This window comes from Streptomyces sp. NRRL WC-3626 (genome assembly GCF_000718785.1).
Lineage (GTDB): Bacteria > Actinomycetota > Actinomycetes > Streptomycetales > Streptomycetaceae > Streptomyces > Streptomyces edwardsiae.
Genome location: NZ_JOCA01000018.1, coordinates 120,176 through 138,047, shown reverse-complemented (window position 1 = coordinate 138,047; position 17,872 = coordinate 120,176). Strand labels below are relative to the sequence as shown.

Genomic DNA, 17,872 nt, shown 5'->3' with positions numbered 1-17,872 from the left:
GCCCCGGCCCCGGCCTCCCACCGTCGTGGGCGGTCGTGCTTCCCTACGGGCGGAAGCGGAGCACCTGCGGGTCGTGGTCGCTGACCTGGTCGTGGAACTCCGCGTTGATGTGCACGCTGTCGTAGCTGAAGCGGTGGCCCCGCCTGATCGACGGGCTGATCAGGATCTGGTCCAGGGCCTGGCTGTTGCCCTGGTAGACGTACGAGTAACGCTCCGGGCGGGGGAGGGACCTGATCGCCGACCAGAGGGTGTTCTCGCCTTCGAGGAGTTCCGTGGTCGTGGAGAACTCGAAATCGTTGATGTCGCCCAGGGCCACCACGGCGGCGTTCCTCTGTGCCTTGAGGATCTTCGCCGTGAAGTCGTGGACCGCCTTCGCCTGGAGGTGACGCTGGGTCTCCGAGCCGCGGGACGGGGGCTGGTACTGCGACGTCAGGCCCTGGTCGCCGCCCTTGGAGGCGAAGTGGTTGGCGATGACGACGACCGTGCGGCCCCGGAAGGTGAACTCGCCGGCCAGGGGCTTGCGGCTGTCGGTGAAGGCCTCGGAGCCCGGGTCGATACGGCCGGGGGAGAGGGTCAGGGCCGCCTTGCCCCGGATCCTCGTGATGTCGGTGGGCGTGGTGGCGTCGCCGCCCGCGCGGTCGGTGAAGGAGACCCGCGCGGGGTTGAAGAGGAAGGCCTGGCGGATGTTGCCGCCCGGTTCGCCGCCGTCCTGCTTGTCGGCGGGGTCGATGGAGCGCCAGTCGTAGCGGGGTCCGCCCGCCGCCTCGATGGCGTCGATCAGCCCGGCCATCGTCCGGTCGGCCGCGACCGTGCCGTCGTCCGTGGCGCCGTTGTTGTCCTGGATCTCCTCCAGGGACACGATGTCGGGGGACTTGAGGTTGTTCACGATCGCGGCGGCGTGGGCGGCGAAGGTGCCGTCGGAGGGGTCCAGGTTCTCGACGTTGTACGTCGCGATCGCCAGTTCGCCGGTGTGCTGCGTCCGAGTCGACTCGCGGCGCAGGTTCCCGGGCTTCAGGGTGCCCAGCTCGCCGGCCACCAGGGTGTAGCCGCCGAACTGGTTGTAGTCCAGGGGGCCCGTGGTCCTTCCGGCGAGGGTGTCGCCGACGTTCGCGTCGGGGAAGTCGGACGCCTGGCCCAGCGACTGGATCTGGAGGCGGCCCGTGTTCTGGGCGTCGTAGGAGCCGTAGACCGTGCCGCCCCGCTGGTTGCGGTGCTCGTGGGGCTTCACCGTGACCCAGAGTTCGGTGTACGGGTCGGTGGCGCCCACGACGCGGGTGTCCGCCACCTGTACGGTCATGCCCTCCAGGGACTCGTAGAGGTCCAGGGCGTACTCGGCGGGGCGCAGGGGGAGCGCGTTGACCGAGCCGTTCGGCTCGGCGGTGTAGGCGGCCGGGACCGAGCGTGCGTCGAGCCCGGTGGGGGCGGGGAGGGGGTTGCCGCTGGAGACGACCGTGAAGACGGGCCGGGTGATCTCCGTCAGGGACTGGTTACCGGAGGACGTGCCGCCGGGGACGTACTCCGAGACCGTGCCGGAGACCGTCACGGCGTCGCCCACCGCGACACCCTTCGGCGTGGAGCTCGTGAAGACGAAGACGCCCTCGCTGGTGGCCGGGTCGGCGTCGGGGGCGGGATCCTGGATCCAGAAGCCGCGGGACGAGCCGTAGGCGCGGACACCGGTGACGATCCCGGTCACGTCGGTGACCTGCTGTCCCGCCAGCGGCGAGGTGCGGGTGCCGCCCTGGATGTCATGGATGCGCACCGTGTCGGCGTGCGCGGGAGTCGTGAGGACGACGGCGGACGCCGCGCAGCACGCGGCGGCGACGGTGAGCGCGGCGAGGCGCGCGGACGACTTGCTCGGCAACGGAATTCCTCCGGGAATCATGTGACCCGCCCATTTCTACGCGCGTCAATCTCCAGCCGGGCCAGGCCACTTGTCAAGGTTTCGGCCATGTACGCACCCTGAAGAGGAGATGAAGCGGGCGGCATGGGTGGAAATCCGTCTAGGCTGAGTTGTTGAGACGTGAGAGGTCCTAGGAGAAACAGCCGATGTCAGACAGCTCCATCCTGCCGCCCGCGCGGTTGCGTCCCGAGGCGGAGCTGGCGCGCGACGCCCTGTCCACCCCGCTGCTGTCCCGGGCCGCCCGGCTCGCCCGCTGGGCCGGGGCGGACACCCGGGTCGACGCCGGGGGCGGGCTCGTCGACGAGCAACTGCCCGCGGCCGCCGCCGAACTGGGGCTTACCGGGGACGACGCCGCGGCGGACGCCAGTGAGGCCTGGCGTGTCGCCGTGGACGCCGGACTCGTCGAGGTGACCGACGAGGAGGAGGGGACGGTCGCGGCGGGAGACGCCCTCGCCGCGCTCACCGGGGGCGCGCCGCAGGACGTGCTCGAGGTGTGGCTCGCGGCTCTGGAGACCGTGCTCGCGGACGCGAGCGTGCCCGATCTGGGCGGGCTGGTCGACGCCCTCGCCGACGGCGAGGGCCCGGGGGAGCTGGACCTCGAGGCGCTGGACTGGGATCCCGACGCCGAGGCCGACTTCCTGGACGGGGTGCTCGGAAACCTGTACCTGCTGACCGTCGGGGACGAGACCGGGACCGGGGCGCCGGTGCCGCTGCCCGCGCTGGCCGCGTCCGTGATCGTGCCCGACGACATGGCCGAACCCACCAACGACGTCCTGGAGCAGGTCTCCGACGCCATGATGCGGCTGGACGACCAGTTCCGCATGCTGGAGCCGGCCGGGCTCGTCGCCTACACGCCCGTGGACGAGGCGCTGATGGCCGACGCCGGCGAGGAACCCGCCGCGCCGGTGGACGAGACCGACGTCTCCCGCTACGGCATGGTGCGGCTGACCCCCCTCGGGCTGTACGGGCTGCGCGCCCGGCTGCTGGAGGCCGGGTTCGAGGCACCGGCGGTGGGCGACCTGGTGGACAAGGGCGCGGACGCCCTCCTCGACGGCACCGCCGTCTTCCCGCCCGCCGCCGCCCACGCGGAGACCGTGCGGTGGCTGGACCGGCGTGAGCCGCTGGCCGCCGCCCGCGAGCTGCTGGCCGCGGCACGGGGCGTGGACGAGGGGGCGCCGTTGCGGCGGCTGCGCTGCCAGCAGGCGCTGTCGCTGGTCGGCGCCTCGGCGCAGCCCGCGCTGCGGGAGGTGCTCGACGACCCCGAGCTCGGCGGGCTGGCCCGGGTGTGGCTGGCCGAACACGGCGCCGCCGATGTGCCGGCGCCGTCCCAGAGCCTGATCTTCTGGCTGACCATCGACACGGTCGCCGCCCAGCTGGCCGCCGAGGGCAACTCCGAGGAACTGCGCTCCCTGGTGGAAGGGCTGGCACGGCAGCACAGCGGCTTCTTCGACACCGCCTGGCGCGTGGAGCACCCGGCCACCGCGGACGTACTGGAGGCCATGGGACGGCTGCACCCCGACAAGCGGATCGCCAAGGAGGCGCGGAAGGCCGCGTTCAAGGCCAGGTCGCAGCACGGGGGCTGAGCCCGCGCGGTTCACGGAACCGAGAAGTCCCGTGGCCGCCGGTGTTCAACCGGCGTTCAGGCGAGGGCGGGAGCGTGACGGACGCGCGGGTTCGTCACCCCCGCACGGCCCACGTCACAGGAGACAGCATGTCGCTCACCCGCAGGGACTTCACCAGGACGTCCGCGGTCGCCGGTGCCGGTGTCGCGCTGGCGGGCAGTGTGGCCGTCCTCGCCTCCGCACCCCACGCCCTCGCCACCGCCGGCGCGGACGAGGAGACCGGGCGGCACGGCGGAGTGGGGTACGGACCGTTCCTCGCCGACCCCGCCGGACTGCTGGCCCTGCCCGCCGGGTTCACGTACCGCGTGCTCACCCGGAGCGGCGGAACCCGCCTGGAGTCGGGGGAGTTCACCCCGGCCGACCACGACGGCACCGCCGCCTTCCCCGGACCGCGCGGCAGCACCCTCCTGGTCAACAACCACGAGATCGACGGCCCCCGCGACGAGGTCGAGTTCCCGGTCCCGCTCGCCGAGGGCCTGGTGTACGACCCGGCCGCGCCCGGCGGCTGCACCGTCGTCGAGGTCCGCCCCGACGGCGGCGTCGCCGAATGGGTCGGCATCGCCGGCACCGCCCAGAACTGCGCCGGCGGCACCACCCCCTGGGGCACCTGGCTCACCTGCGAGGAGAACTCCGACCGGGCCGGCGAGAACGGCATGACCAAGGACCACGGCTACGTCTTCGAGGTCGACCCCGTCGACCGGCGCGCCAACCGCGACCCCAAGCCGCTGAAGTTCTTCGGCCGTTACGACCACGAGGCCGTCGTCATCGACGCCAGGCGCGGCCACGCCTACCTCACCGAGGACGCCGACGAACCCAACGGCCTGTTCTACCGCTGGACCCCGCCCGAGGGCTTCCGCCACGGCCCCCGCGCCCTGCGCACCCTCGTCGACGACGCCGGCCTCCTCCAGGCGCCCAAGTGCTACGACTCCGGCGGCCGTTACGTCGACGACCTCTCCCGCGCCACGAGAACCGGCACCGTGTACGGCGTCGACTGGGTGGAGGTACCCGACCGCGACGCCCGGACCACCGACGTGCGCGAGCAGTTCGAGGACGGCGAGGTCACCCGCGCCCGCAAACTGGAGGGCATGTGGTGGGGCGACGGCGGGGCGTACATCGTCTCCTCCTACGCCCGCGAGGAGAGCCCCGTGCGGCACGACGGGCAGGTCTGGTTCTACGACCCCCGGCACCGCACCCTCACCCTGAAGGTGCTGCTCGGCGTCAACCGGGACCCGGCGAGGGACGGCGCCCTCGACGGCCCCGACAACATCACCGTCTCGCCGTACGGCGGCCTGATCATCGCCGAGGACGGGGAGGGCGTGCAGCATCTGTTCGGGGCCACCGACAGCGGACGCACCTATCCCATCGCCCGGAACGAACTGAACATCGGCACCGAGGAGGAACCCGAGTTCAGCGAATTCACCGGCGTGACCTTCTCGCCCGACGGGAAGACCCTGTACGCCAACATCCAGGAACCGGGCATCATGCTCGCCATCACCGGCCCCTGGAAGCGGCAGAAGCGCCGCTGATTAATTCGCTCGCCCGTCCGACGGCCGCCCTCCTAGAGTGATGCACGTCCAGGTGCGAAGGCAGGACCTACTTCCACTCATAATGGGGCGGTCACGGGTTCGAGTCCCGTCGCCGGCACAACATGCCGGTGTAGCTCAGGGGTTAGAGCACCACTGTCGGTTCCGCCGGCCTCGATCTCTGGACACCTACAACTTCATGCACCTCCCGGTGCGCGGGCGACGGCTCCTTCGTTGCGATCGAATCCAGGCCGCCGCCGAATTGATCTCGGGAAGTGCGGCATTCGGTGGGTGCCCGGTGCGCAGGCAGCGGATACTTCTCGGATCGGGTTCACTGCGGGTTCGAATCCCGTCATCGGCTTCGGGCCGGTGTGGCGGAATGGGAAGACGCGCCTGACTCGTCTCCGTCGCCGACTCGTTTCTCGGGCACCCTCCTTTGTCGCGCCTCCCTCCGGAACGGACAGGAATTCGGGGGAATTTCACCATGGCGCGATTCAACACCCGGGCCGCCAAGGCGCAGCCGGCGTCGCGAGTGACGTCGACCGGCCGTGTGCTGCGCACCTACGAGGGCGGCCGGGGCCGCGAGCGGGAGCCGCGCGGCGAACTCTTCCTGCTCGCCGTCTCCAACTTCGTCACGCAGCAGACCTATTACGAGACCGGCGACGACCGTGACGACCGGTTCGCGGCGCTCGTGCGCGAGCTCGCCGTGAGCGACCCGTCCTGGACGGCCGGGCTGCTCGGCTGGCTGCGCGGCGAGGGCAACCTGCGCACCGCGTCGATCGTGGGCGCCGCCGAGTACGTCAAGGCCCGCCTCGACGCCGGCGCGACCGACGGCCCGTCGAACCGGCAGGTCGTCGACTCCGTACTGCGCCGGCCCGACGAGCCCGGTGAACTCCTCGCGTACTGGACGGCCCGGTACGGGCGGAGCATCCCGAAGCCGGTCAAGCGCGGTGTCGCCGACGCCGTACGACGGCTGTACGGGAGCACGTCCCTGCTGAAGTACGACACCGCGTCCAAGGGCTACCGCTTCGGCGACATCCTCAACCTGGTGCACGCGGCGCCCGACCCGGACAAGCCGTGGCAGGGCGAGCTGTTCCGGTACGCCCTCGACCGCCGGCACAACCCGGACACCGCGGTGCCGCCCGCCTCGATGCACGTCCTCACCGCGCACCGCGAGCTGATGGCGCTGCCCGTCGAGGAGCGGCGCGCGGTCGTCGGCGCACCCGACGGGGCCGAACGGCTCGCCGCCGCGGGCCTCACGTGGGAGGCGCTGGCGGGCTGGCTCCAGGGGCCGATGGACAAGGCGGCCTGGGAGGCGGTGATTCCGTCCATGGGAACGATGGCTCTCGTCCGCAACCTGCGGAACTTCGACGAGGCCGGGGTCTCGGACGAGGCGGCGGCCCGGGTCGCCGCCCGGATCGCCGACCCGGCGGAGGTCGCCCGGTCGCGGCAGTTCCCCTTCCGGTTCCTCGCCGCGTACCGGCACGCGCCGTCGCTGCGCTGGTCCTACCCGCTGGAGCAGGCGCTCGGCCACTCGCTGGCCAACGTGCCCGCGCTGCCGGGCCGCACCCTGGTGCTCGTCGACCGGTCGGGCTCGATGTTCTACTCGCGGATGTCGGACCGTTCCGAGCTCACCCGTGCCGACGCCGCGGCGGTCTTCGGCACGGCCCTGGCGCTGCGGTCCGAGAAGGCGGACCTGGTCGAGTTCGGCTCGACCAGCAAGCCGGTGCCGTTTCGCCGGGGCGAGTCCGTGCTGAAGATCCTCGGCCGGTACGGGGACCTCGGCGGCACCGACACCACCGAGGCGGTGCGCCGGCACTACGCGCGGCACGACCGGGTGCTGATCGTCACCGACGAGCAGTACGCCTACAGCCGGCACGGCGACCCGACCGGGCAGGTCCCGGCCGATGTGCCGGTCTACACCTGGAACCTGGCCGGGTACCGGGCGGGCCACGGTCCGTCGGGCACGGCGAACCGGCACACCTTCGGGGGGCTGTCGGACGCGGCCTTCCGGATGGTGCCGCTGCTGGAGGCCGGCCGGGACGCGGACTGGCCGTGGGCCGCGTGAGGGGCCGACCCGGCCCCGGACCCTCCCCGTACCCCGCTCGGTAGGGTACGGGGAGGGGTCCCGGGTCCGAGGAGTGGCTGATGACGCAGGTCAGGTCCATGCGCGCGGACGCCCGCCGCAACCGTGAACTGCTGCTGCGGGCCGCGGTGGAGGCGTTCGCCGCGCACGGCGAGGGTGCCTCGCTCGACGACATCGCCAAGCGGGCGGGCGTCGGCTCCGGCACCCTCTACCGGCACTTCCCGACCCGTCAGGCGCTGCTGGAGGCCGCCTACGTCGACCGCATCGACTCGATCGCGGCGCGGGCCGGTGAACTGGCCGGCCGCCTGCCGCCGGGCGAGGCGCTGGTGGAGTGGCTGAACGAACTCGGCGCCGGGATGCTCCGGATCCGGGGACTGTGCGCGCTGCTGGGCTCCGCCGTCGGGGGCGGTGACACGGAGTGCTGCGACCCGCTGAAGAGCGCCGTCTCCCGGCTGGTGGGGTCGGCGCGCGAGGCGGGGGTGCTGCGCCCGGACGTCGAGCCGGACGATGTGCTGCGGCTGGCCCACGGTGTGGCGACGGCCGCCGGACCGGCGGGCGGGGAGGCCGAGCAGATCCGGCGGATCCGCCGTTATCTGGAACTGCTGATGACCGGACTGCGCGCCCCGGGCGCCCCCTGAGCGGGGACGCCCCGCGGCTCGCGGCAGCGGTCGCCGTCACAGTGCCTGGGCGGCCGGCTTCACCATCCCGCGTACCGTGCGCGACTTCACGAAGTCGCCCATCGCGGTCATCTCCCACTCGCCGGAGAACTGGCGGATCAGCTTCGCCATGATGACGCCCGTCTGAGCCTCGGCGGCGGTGAGGTCGAAGCGGACCAGTTCCTCGCCCGTGGTGGCGTCCAGCAGACGGCAGTACGCCTTGGCGACCTCGGTGAACTTCTGGCCGGAGAACGAGTTGACCGTGAACACCAGGCCGGTGACCTCCATCGGGAGCCGGCCCAGGTCGACGGTGATCACCTCGTCGTCCCCGCCGCCCTCACCGGTGAGGTTGTCGCCGGAGTGACGGATCGCGCCGTTCACGATCTGCAGCTTGCCGAAGTAGCAGCTGTCGATGTGGTTGCGCTGCGGGCCGTAGGCGATGACCGAGGCGTCCAGGTCGATGTCCTTGCCGCGGTAGGCCGGCTCCCAGCCGAGGCCCATCTTGACCTGGGACAGCAGGGGCTGGCCGCCCTTGATCAGGGAGACGGTCTGGTTCTTCTGGAGGCTGACCCGGCCCTTGTCGAGGTTGATCTTCCCCGTGCCGGGGGCGGGGGCGGGGGGTGCGGCCGGGGCCGCGGGGGGCGTGGCCGGCATCGGGGGTGCCTGCGGGGCGGGAGCCGCCGGCTGGGCGGGAGCCGCCGGTTCCTCGACCGTGACGCCGAAGTCGGTGGCGATGCCGGCCAGGCCGTTGGCGTATCCCTGGCCGACGGCCCGGGCCTTCCAGGCGCCGTTGCGCAGATAGATCTCGACGATCACCAGCGCCGTCTCGGTACCGAGGCGCGGGGGAGTGAAGGTGGCCAGGACCGAGTTGTCGTCCGTGTTGCGGATGGTGGCGGTGGGTTCGATGCCCTGGAAGGACTGGCCGGCGGCGTCGGGGCTGGCGGTGACGACGATCTTCTCGATGCCGGGGGGTACGGCCGTGGTGTCGACCGTGATGCCGTCGGGACGGTAGGTCACGCCGGGGCCGCTCGGCTGGTTGTAGAAGATGAAGTCGGCGTCGGAGCGGACCTTGCCGTCGGCGGTGAGGAGGAGGCCCGAAACGTCGAGGCGCACGGGGGCGGCGACGTCCACCGCGATGTGGGCGGTGGGGAGAGGGATGTTCGAGCCGGGGGTCATAGCGGTCATGCCGGATCAACGAGCGAAGCCGTTTTACCGTTCCCTTACCTGTGGCCCGATCGGGTCAGAGGAATGTCGCCCCCGCCGCCCCTTCGCGTCCCGAACCCCGCTGGCGCCGCCCCGGACCCCCGCTCCTCGAACGCCGGAGGGGCTGATTTCAGCATCTCCGGCGTTCGAGGAGGACCCCTACGGCACCACCACGATCTTCCGGCCCACGCCCGACGCGAACTGGTCCAGTGCCTGCGGGTACTGGTCCAGCGGGACCCGGTCGCTGATGAAGACGTCCGGGTTCAGCACACCCCCGGCGAACAGCTCCGCCGCCCGCTCATAGCTGTGCAGCACGGCCATGGACCCCGTGATCGTGATCTCCTGGTTGTAGATCCGGTACGGATCGATCTGCACACGCGTCGCATAATCGGCGACACCGAACTGCAGGAACGTTCCCGCTTTGGCCACCCGCTCCAGCCCGTCCTGGATCGCCGCCGCGTTACCCGTCGCGTCGATGACGAGGTCCCAGCCCTGCGGCCGGTCGAGTTCGTCCGGGGTCGCCGCCGACCCGGAGACCCCCAGCGACCGTGCCGTCTCCAGCCGCGCCGGGTTCAGGTCCACCATGTCGACGCTCGCCGCGCCCGTCCGCTTGGCCAGCTCCAGCATCATCAGGCCCATGGTCCCGGACCCGTAGATCAGGACGTGGGCGCCGAGGCGCGACTGGAGCACGTCGTAGCCGCGCACCGCGCAGGAGAGGGGCTCGATCAGCGCCGCGTCCTGGGTGCGGACATGCTCGGGGAGCTTCACGCAGTTCGCCACGGGCGCCACCGCGTACTGGGCGGCGCCGCCCGCCGTGGTGACGCCGATCGCGGCCCAGCGCTCGCACATGTTGTTGTGCCCGACGCGGCAGTAGCGGCACTCGTGGCAGTACAGGGAGGGGTCCACCGCCACCTGGTCGCCGAGCGACACCTCGGTGACCTGGGAGCCGATCCCGACGACCTCGCCCGCGAACTCGTGCCCGGGCACGATCGGCAGCTTCGGCGCGAACTCGCCCTGGAGGATGTGCAGATCCGTGCCGCACAGCCCGCACGCGGCGACCTCGACGACGACGTCGCGCGGCCCTGGCGTCGGGTCCGGGACCTCGGTGACGACGGCCTTGCCCACGGACTCGATGACGGCGGCCTTCATTTCACGGCTCCCAACGACAGGCCCTGGACGAGTTTGTCCTGGGCGGCGAACCCCGCGGCGAGCACCGGCAGGGAGATGACGAGCGACGCGGCGCACACCTTGGCCAGGAAGAGGCCCTGGCTGGTGATGAAGCCGGTCAGGAAGACGGGGGCGGTCTCGGCGACCACACCCGTCAGGACCCGGGCGAACAGCAGTTCGTTCCAGCTGAAGATGAAGCAGATCAGGGCGGTCGCCGCGATGCCGGGCAGGGCGATGGGGGCGACCACGCGGCCGAGGACGGTGGGCAGTTTCGCCCCGTCGATCTGGGCCGCCTCGATGATCGCGACCGGCACCTCCGCGAGGAAGGACTGCATCATCCAGACCGCGATCGGCAGATTCATCGCCGTATAGAGGATGACGAGCGCCCAGATGTTGTCGAGCAGGCCCGTGTTCTTGGCGAACAGATAGATGGGGAGGAGGCCGGCCACCAGCGGCAGCATCTTGGTGGACAGGAAGAAGAAGAGGACGTCGGTCCACTTCTTCACCGGCCGGATGGACAGGGCGTACGCGGCGGGCACGGCCAGGAGCAGGGTCAGCAGCGTGGAGACCACCGAGGCGGTCATGGAGTTGATCATCGCGGGCCAGGGGCTGGCGCCGCCGGTCAGGCCGAAGAACTCCCGGTAGCTGTCCAGTGTCAGCGGGGCGGTCACCGACGGCGGGTTGGTCGCCGCGTCGGCCTCGGAGTGGAAGGACGTGAGGACCATCCACAGCAGGGGCGCCACGAAGGCGAGTCCGGCCAGCCAGGCGAGGATGCCCAGGGCGCTCGCCCGGAGCCTGCCCGGCCGTCCCGGCCGGGTGGACACGGTCTTTGTGGCGGTGGCGACGGTGGTCATCAGCGGGACACCTCCTCGCGGAACAGCGACGACACGACGCGCAGCGCGAAGGTCGCCAGGATGATCGACCCGATGACGACGATGACGCCCGCCGCGGAGGCGAGACCGTTCTCGTGCGCCTGGTAGAAGGTCTGGTAGATCGTGTAGGGCAGGTTGGCGGTGCCCAGGCCTCCGGAGGTGATGGTGAACACCGCGTCGAAGTTCTGCACGATGTAGATCGAGCCGAGCAGGACGCCCAGTTCGAGGTAGCGGCGCAGATGCGGCAGCGTGATGTGGACGAACACCTGCCAGTCGCTCGCGCCGTCCATCCGGGCGGCCTCGATCAGCTGGGAGTCGCGGCTCTGCAGTCCGGCGAGCAGGATCAGCATCATGAACGGCGTCCACTGCCAGATCAGCGAGGCCTCCACCGCCATCAGCGGCATCTCGGAGATCCAGTCCGGCTGCGCGGCACCTTCGCCGCCGATCGCGTTCAGGATGCCGTTGAACAGGCCGTACTCCGGGTTGAAGAGCACGTGCTTCCACAGCAGCGCGGCGGCCACCGGGACCAGCAGGAACGGCGCGATGAGCATGGTGCGCACCGCCGCCCGGCCGCGGAAGCGGCGGTCGAGGAGCAGCGCGAGCAGCAGCCCGAGGAGCAAACTGACCAGCACCACGGTGACCGTGAGCAGGATGGTCGTCCAGATCGACTTCCGCAGGGCGGGGTCGCTCAGCACATCGCCGTAGTTGGAGAATCCGGCGAACTTGCGGTCGTCGGGGTAGAGCGCGTTCCAGTCGAAGAACGAGATCACCAGGGTGGCCACGAAGGGCAGCTGCGTCACGACGATCATGAAGATCAGCGCGGGCAGCAGGGGCGCCCGGGTGGCCCAGGCGCGGATGCGGTTCGGCGGCGGGGCCGCCGCTCCTCCAGGAACGGCGGCGACCCGGTCGGTCTTCGTCAGCGTCATGATGCCTCGTACTTCTCGGCGACGGCCTCGGCGAGCTTCTGGGCCTTGGCCAGCGCGTCCTCCACCGACTGGCGGCCGGCGATGGCGGAGCTGATCTCCTGGGAGAACTTGGTGCCGAGGTCGGTGAACTCGGGGATGCCGACGAACTGGATGCCGGGCGCGGGCCGGGGCTGCACGCCCGGGTCCTCCGGCTTGGCGCTCGCGATGGCGTCACGGGTGACGTCGGCGAAGGCGCCGGCCTGCTCGCGGTACTCCGGGATGTCGTAGGTCGAGGCGCGCTTGCCGGCCGGCACGTTCGACCAGCCGATCTTCTCGCCGACGAGCTTCTCGTACTCCTTGCCGGACGCCCACGAGATGAACTTCCAGGCGTCCTCGGCGTTGTCGGACGACTTCTGGATGCCCCACGCCCAGGTGTAGAGCCAGCCGGAGCTGTCGGTCTTCTCGACCGGCGCGGGCACGTAGCCGATCTTGCCCTTGACCGGGGAGCCCTCGGCCTCCAGCGAGCCGGCGCCGGCCGTGGCGTCGTACCACATGGCGGTCTTGCCCTGGGTCATGTTGTTGAGGCACTCGGCGTAGCCGGACTGGGCGGCGCCGGCCTCGCCGTGCTCACGGACCAGGTCGACGTAGAACTTCGTGGCCTCCTTGAACTCCTTGGAGTCCAGGCGGGCGGTCCAGTCCTCGTCGAACCAGGTGCCGCCGAAGGTGTTGACGACCGTGGTGAGCGGGGCCGTCACCTCGCCCCAGCCGGGCAGGCCGCGCAGGCAGATGCCCTTCATCCCGGCGTCCGAGCCGTCCACCTTCGCGGCCAGGTCGGCGACCTGGGTCCAGGTGGGCTTCTCGGGCATCTTCAGCCCCTCCTTCTCCAGGACGTCCTTGCGGAACATCAGGAAGGAGGACTCGCCGTAGAAGGGCTCGCCGTAGAGCTTGCCGTCCTCGGCGGTGAGCGCCTTGGTCATCGGGGGCAGGATGTCGTCCTGGTCGAAGGCCTTGTCGCCCTTGACGTAGGAGTCCAGGGAGTGGAGCCAGCCGTTCTTGGCGTAGATCGGGATCTCGTAGTTGCTGAGGGTCGCGATGTCGTACTGACCGGCCTGGTTCGCGAAGTCCTGGCTGATCTTGTCTCTGACGTCGTTCTCCGGCAGCACCGTGAAGTTCACCTTGATGCCGGTGTCCTTGGTGAAGTTGTCCGCGGTGAGCTTCTGCAGCTCGACCATCTGCGGGTTGTTCACCATGAGGACGTTGATCGAGCGGCCGTCCGACGATCCGGACCCGCCGGCGCCGGAGCACGCGGCGAGCGGGGTGATCAGCGCCGCCGAGGCGGCCACGGCGTAGAGGCTGCGGGATATGCGTCGACTCTCGGTTCGCATGCGGTACTCCTGGTCGTATCTGAACAAAACGGGAGTTGTGGGGTCGTACGGGCTCACCCGGGGAGGTGTGCCCGGTGGTTCGGGGACGTGGTGGTGCGGCGGGGCGGCTCGGCCGTCAGACGCGGATGACCTGCGGACCGAGCAGGGAATGGCGGTGTGCCTCGGCGGCGGGGAGGAGGTTGCTGGTGACGATCGCCTCGAGTGCGCCGACCTCGGCGAAGCGGCAGAAGCTGACCGCGCCGAACTTGGTGTGCACCCCGGCGAAGATCGAGCGCCGGGCCGAGCGGATGGCCTGTGCCTTGACCTCGCTGACGGCGGGGTCGGGGGTGGTCAGTCCGTGTTCACGGGAGATGCCGTTGGCGCCGATGTACGCCAGGTCGACGACGAATCCGGCGAGCATCCTGGTGGTCCAGTGGTCGACGGTGGCCAGGGTGCCGGAGCGGACCCGGCCGCCGAGGAGCAGGACGGAGACGTTCTCGGTCTCGGCGAGGGCGCCGGCGGTGGGCAGGGACGCGGTGACCACGGTCAGCGGCCGGTCCCGGGGCAGGGCCTCGGCGATGAGCTGCGGGGTGAAGCCCTCGTCGACGAAGACCGTCTCGGCGTCGCCGAGGAGTTCGGCGGCGGCCGCCGCGATCCTGCGCTTCTCGGGTACGTGGCTGGTGGCGCGGAAGGCGAGGGTCGTCTCGAATCCGGCGCTCTCCACCGGGCAGGCGCCGCCGTGGGTGCGGCGGAGCAGGCCGTGGTCCTCCAGTACCCGCAGGTCCCGCCGTACGGTCTCCCGGGCGACGCCCAGATCGGTGGCGAGGGCGGTGACCTCGACGGAGCCGGTGGCCCGCGCCAGGCGAACGATCTCGCGCTGGCGTTCCTCGGCGCTCTGCGCCGCTCTGGTCGTCGTCATCGGCGACACCCGCTTCCGTACGTTCTTCCTCGCCTCTATCGCCTCCGTCCGGTGCTACGGAAGTGCCCGTTCGGGCTCGGTGGCGTCCATGGGGCAAGTTGTACAGCGGTCCTCGCGGCCTGAACAGGCCTGTTACTGATCCGATGCTGCCCGGTTGTGCCCGTTTGATTCGCCGCGTGCCCGTCTTCGACCTGCATGCCCGTGCGCGGTCACGTGGGTTCGGGCATTGCCGATGCCCGAATGCGGGAGCGGACGGGCCCGTTCGGTGCCCGTCCGCTCCTTTGAGGGTCGTGTTTTCGCCGTGGTGGCCGGTCTCAGTACGGCCAGATCGGCGGGTCGGTGACGAAGGGGCCGCCCAGGCTGGAGTGGGCCGGATTGTCCGGATCCAGCTCGCCCTGCTCGGCGATCAGCTTCTCGGCGTACTGCTCGGAGTCGTCCTGCGGCTCGTAGCCGAGCGCCCGCGCGGAGGTGAGGTCCAGCCACTGGCGGGTGTTCCGGGAGGAGCCGTTGACGACGGTGTGCCCGACGTCCTCGGCGGTGAGGGCCGCGTGGAAGAGGCGGGCGCCGTCCGCCGGGCTCATCCAGATCGACAGCATGCGCACGCTGGTCGGCTCGGGGAAGCAGGAGCCGATCCGCACGGAGACGGTCTCGATCCCGTGCTTCTCCCAGTAGAGCTGGGCGAGGTCCTCGCCGAAGCACTTGGACAGGCCGTAGTAGGTGTCCGGGCGGCGCGGCGTCTCGGCCGGGATGAGCGGGTCGCCGTCCTGTGGGCGGGGGGTGTAGCCGACGGCGTGGTTGGAGGAGGCGAAGACGATACGGCGGACCCCCTCCTCGCGGGCGGCCTCGTACAGGTTGTACGTGCCCTCGATGTTGGCCCTGAGGATCTTCTCGAACGAGGACTCCAGGGAGATGCCCGCGAGGTGGACGATCGCGTCGACACCGCGGACCGCCTCGCGCAGGGCGTCCCGGTCGGCGAGGTCGGCGACGATCGCGTCCGGTTCGCCGTCGATCGGGCGCATGTCGAGCAGGCGCAGCTCATGGCCGTGGTCCGGGAGCAGACCCCGCATCAGGGTGCCGAGGCCGCCGGCGGCGCCGGTGAGCAGAACGGTGCGGGGAGCGGGCATCCTCGGGTCTCCTTGCGTCGCCGGCCGCGAGACCGTACATATGGGCGCACGGCATTCATATTCTTGGACACGCTAAGGAGACGGGGCGCGGCGCGTCAAGTATTCCGCGACTTCCCGCGGAAGGGAAGAATTCGCTGGTGTGTGGCGGAGAGGGGTGCTTGACCGGGGTCCTCGGGGCGTCTTAGCGTGAACATGTTCAGGAATATGGACGTGAATCAGGAATATGGACCCGGGAGAGCTTGTGACGCCAGCCCCTCTCACCACCCGACTCGGTGTCCCCAGCGGGCCGCTGTTCTTCCCGGTCACCGCCTACGGACCCGACGGCACCCTTGATCTGGACACCTACCGGCTCCATGTACGGCGCGGGGTGGAGACCGGGGCCGCCGCCGTGTTCGCCTGCTGCGGCACCGGCGAGTTCCACGCGCTGACGCCCGAGGAGTTCGAGCTGTGCGTGGGCGCCGCCGTCGAGGCCGCCGGCGGTCGCGTCCCGGTCGTCGCGGGCGCCGGCTACGGCACCGCGCTCGCGGTCCGCTACGCCCGCCTCGCCGAGCGTGCGGGCGCCGACGGGCTGCTCGCGATGCCGCCGTATCTGGTGCGGGCCGCGCAGGAGGGGCTGCTGCGGCACTACCGGCAGCTGGCCGCCGCGACGTCCCTGCCGGTCGTCGTCTACCAGCGCGACAACGCCGTCCTCACCCCGGCGACCGTCGTCGAACTGGCCCGCACGGAGGGGATCATCGGCCTCAAGGACGGCGTCGGCGACCTCGACCTGATGCAGCGGATCGTCAGCACCGTACGCGCCGAAGGGCCCGCGGACTTCCTGTACTTCAACGGGCTGCCCACCGCCGAACTGACCCAGCCCGCGTACGGCGCCCTCGGTATCACCCTCTACTCGTCGGCGGCGTTCTGCTTCGCGCCCGAGATCGCGCTCGCTTGTCACAAGGCTTTCCGTACCGGCGACACGGTCACCGTGAACCGGCTGGTCGACGGCTTCTACCGGCCGTTCGTCGAACTGCGGGCCAAGGGGGATGGCTACGCCGTCTCCCTGGTCAAGGCGGGGGTGCGCTTGCGCGGCCTCGACGTGGGAGAGGTGCGGCCGCCGCTGCACGAACCGGCCGGGGATCATGTGAAGCAGCTCGCTCAGCTGATCGAGCGGGGACACGCGCTGCTCGAGGAGGGCAAGTGAAGGCGTCGGCGTTCGTCTATCCCTGGGATGTCAACGGGGACCCGGAGGCGGCCGGGCGGATCGCCGGGCTGGGGGTGGGGCAGGTGACGCTGGCGTCTGCGTATCACTCGACGCGGGCGCTGACCCCGCGGCATCCTCGGCAGCGGGTGGTGACCGCGGAGCACGCGGCGGTGCTGTACCCGCCGGGGGAGCGGTGGGCGGGACGTGTCCCGGGGCCCTACGCGGCCGGCGACTGGGCGCCCGGCGATGCCTTCGGTGAGGCCGCCGGCGCGCTCGCGGACGCGGGTCTCGAGGTGCACACGTGGGTGGTGCTCGCGCACAACTCCCGGCTGGGGGCCGAGCATCCGGACACCTCGGTGGTCAACGCCTACGGTGACCGTTATCCGTGGGCGCCGTGTATCGCGCAGGCCGGCACTCGTGCGTATCTGGTCGATCTCGCCGCCGAGGCGGCGGTGCGGCCCGGCGCGCGCGGTACCGAACTGGAGTCCCTCGGCTGGTACGGACTGGCCCATCTGCACGCACACGACAAGACCGCGGGGGTCGGACTGGGGGACGCCGGCCAGTACCTGATGTCCCTGTGCTTCTGCCCGGCCTGCCGTGAGGGCTACGGGGGCCGGGGACTGGACGCTGATGAGCTCGCCTCCTCCGTACGCGCCGCGCTGGAACCGGTGTGGCGGGGGGCGCCCTCCGACGGGGGGTGGGCGGGGGTTTCGGAACTCCTCGGTGAGGCGTCGGCGAACGCCACGCGTGCGTGGCGGGACGAGACGGCCCGGACGTTGCAGGAGGCGGCGGTCGGGGCGGTACGCCGGGCCGCTCCCGAAGGCTTTCAGGTGCTGCTGCACGCGGATCCGGTGTCCTATCACTGCGGGGCCAACGCGGGTGTGGATCCCGCGCACATCCTGGGTGTCGCCGATGGCGTGGTCGTGCCGTGCACGGGGGGTGCCGGTCTGCTGAGTCCGTTCGCCCGGGAGGCCCGCGGGGGCGCTGTCCTCGCCGCCAACTTCACCGTGGTCTCCGGCATGGGTGGCAGCCCCGCGGGCTTGGCGGCGGACGTGGTGGAGGCGCGGCGCCTCGGGGCGACGGAACTGCGGCTGTATCACGCGGGGTTGGCCGCGGATGCGGATCTGGAGGCGGTGCGGGGGGTGTTGGCGGGGCTCTGAGCCGCCGGTGCGGGGCTGGGGCGGGGGGTGTTCGCGCGGCCCGGCGCTCGCGGGGTGCCGTCGCGCCCACCCGTGCCGCCCCAGCGGCACGATTGCCCGCGGGAACGTGGGGTGGGTGTTCGCGGGAACGGGGGACGGTGTTCGCGGGAGCGTGGGGTGGGTGTCCGGGGGAGCGGGGGACGGTGTTC

Annotated in this window: 14 protein-coding genes; 6 read left to right on the top strand and 8 right to left on the bottom strand. The window is 71.2% G+C overall.

Features of this window, described 5'->3' with window-relative positions; genetic code table 11:
* Nucleotides 1-43 precede the first annotated feature (43 nt).
* Nucleotides 44-1,861 (bottom strand): hypothetical protein, encoded by a 1,818-nt coding sequence (locus IF28_RS0125190; RefSeq protein WP_030224533.1) that lies wholly within the window; start codon nt 1,859-1,861, stop codon nt 44-46.
* 185 nt (nt 1,862-2,046) lie between these two features.
* Here IF28_RS0125190 and IF28_RS0125185 point away from each other — a divergent pair, with 185 nt between their 5' ends.
* From IF28_RS0125185 to IF28_RS0125170, 4 genes are all read left to right on the top strand, one after another.
* On the top strand, nt 2,047-3,483 hold the full coding sequence (locus IF28_RS0125185) for a hypothetical protein (RefSeq protein ID WP_030224531.1): 1,437 nt from the start codon (nt 2,047-2,049) through the stop codon (nt 3,481-3,483).
* Nucleotides 3,484-3,611: 128 nt separating this feature from the next.
* A complete protein-coding gene (locus IF28_RS0125180) occupies nt 3,612-5,048 on the top strand; it encodes an alkaline phosphatase PhoX (RefSeq protein WP_030224528.1) in 1,437 nt (478 codons plus the stop codon).
* A gap of 481 nt (nt 5,049-5,529) precedes the next feature.
* Nucleotides 5,530-7,113 (top strand): TROVE domain-containing protein, encoded by a 1,584-nt coding sequence (locus tag IF28_RS0125175; RefSeq protein ID WP_030224525.1) that lies wholly within the window; start codon nt 5,530-5,532, stop codon nt 7,111-7,113.
* 80 nt (nt 7,114-7,193) lie between these two features.
* Nucleotides 7,194-7,769 carry a TetR/AcrR family transcriptional regulator gene (locus IF28_RS0125170; protein WP_030224522.1) on the top strand — a complete coding sequence of 192 codons (576 nt, stop codon included), beginning with the start codon at nt 7,194-7,196 and terminating at the stop codon, nt 7,767-7,769.
* A 36-nt stretch (nt 7,770-7,805) separates the two neighbouring features.
* Here the strand turns inward: IF28_RS0125170 and IF28_RS0125165 are convergent, their stop codons facing one another.
* From IF28_RS0125165 to IF28_RS0125135, 7 genes are all read right to left on the bottom strand, one after another.
* Nucleotides 7,806-8,963 (bottom strand): TerD family protein, encoded by a 1,158-nt coding sequence (locus tag IF28_RS0125165; RefSeq protein ID WP_030224518.1) that lies wholly within the window; start codon nt 8,961-8,963, stop codon nt 7,806-7,808.
* Between the two features lie 186 nt (nt 8,964-9,149).
* A complete protein-coding gene (locus tag IF28_RS0125160) occupies nt 9,150-10,139 on the bottom strand; it encodes a zinc-dependent alcohol dehydrogenase family protein (RefSeq protein WP_030224516.1) in 990 nt (329 codons plus the stop codon).
* On the bottom strand, nt 10,136-11,011 hold the full coding sequence (locus IF28_RS0125155) for a carbohydrate ABC transporter permease (protein WP_030224514.1): 876 nt from the start codon (nt 11,009-11,011) through the stop codon (nt 10,136-10,138). The genes IF28_RS0125160 and IF28_RS0125155 overlap by 4 nt, the downstream gene beginning before the upstream one ends.
* Nucleotides 11,011-11,955 (bottom strand): carbohydrate ABC transporter permease, encoded by a 945-nt coding sequence (locus IF28_RS0125150; RefSeq protein ID WP_030224511.1) that lies wholly within the window; start codon nt 11,953-11,955, stop codon nt 11,011-11,013. Before IF28_RS0125150 ends, IF28_RS0125155 begins: the two co-directional genes overlap by 1 nt.
* Nucleotides 11,952-13,319 (bottom strand): ABC transporter substrate-binding protein, encoded by a 1,368-nt coding sequence (locus IF28_RS0125145; RefSeq protein WP_030224509.1) that lies wholly within the window; start codon nt 13,317-13,319, stop codon nt 11,952-11,954. Before IF28_RS0125145 ends, IF28_RS0125150 begins: the two co-directional genes overlap by 4 nt.
* Before the next feature lie 115 nt (nt 13,320-13,434).
* The gene (locus tag IF28_RS0125140) at nt 13,435-14,217 is read right to left on the bottom strand and encodes a DeoR/GlpR family DNA-binding transcription regulator (protein ID WP_030224508.1); all 783 of its coding nucleotides are present in this window, start codon (nt 14,215-14,217) and stop codon (nt 13,435-13,437) included.
* Between the two features lie 314 nt (nt 14,218-14,531).
* Nucleotides 14,532-15,341 carry an NAD-dependent epimerase/dehydratase family protein gene (locus tag IF28_RS0125135; protein WP_030224506.1) on the bottom strand — a complete coding sequence of 270 codons (810 nt, stop codon included), beginning with the start codon at nt 15,339-15,341 and terminating at the stop codon, nt 14,532-14,534.
* A gap of 223 nt (nt 15,342-15,564) precedes the next feature.
* Between IF28_RS0125135 and IF28_RS0125130 the strand changes: the two genes are divergently transcribed.
* Nucleotides 15,565-16,524: a 5-dehydro-4-deoxyglucarate dehydratase gene (locus IF28_RS0125130; RefSeq protein WP_324616056.1), complete on the top strand. Its 960-nt coding sequence runs from the start codon at nt 15,565-15,567 to the stop codon at nt 16,522-16,524.
* Nucleotides 16,521-17,684 carry a hypothetical protein gene (locus IF28_RS0125125; protein WP_030224500.1) on the top strand — a complete coding sequence of 388 codons (1,164 nt, stop codon included), beginning with the start codon at nt 16,521-16,523 and terminating at the stop codon, nt 17,682-17,684. Before IF28_RS0125130 ends, IF28_RS0125125 begins: the two co-directional genes overlap by 4 nt.
* Nucleotides 17,685-17,872 lie beyond the last annotated feature (188 nt).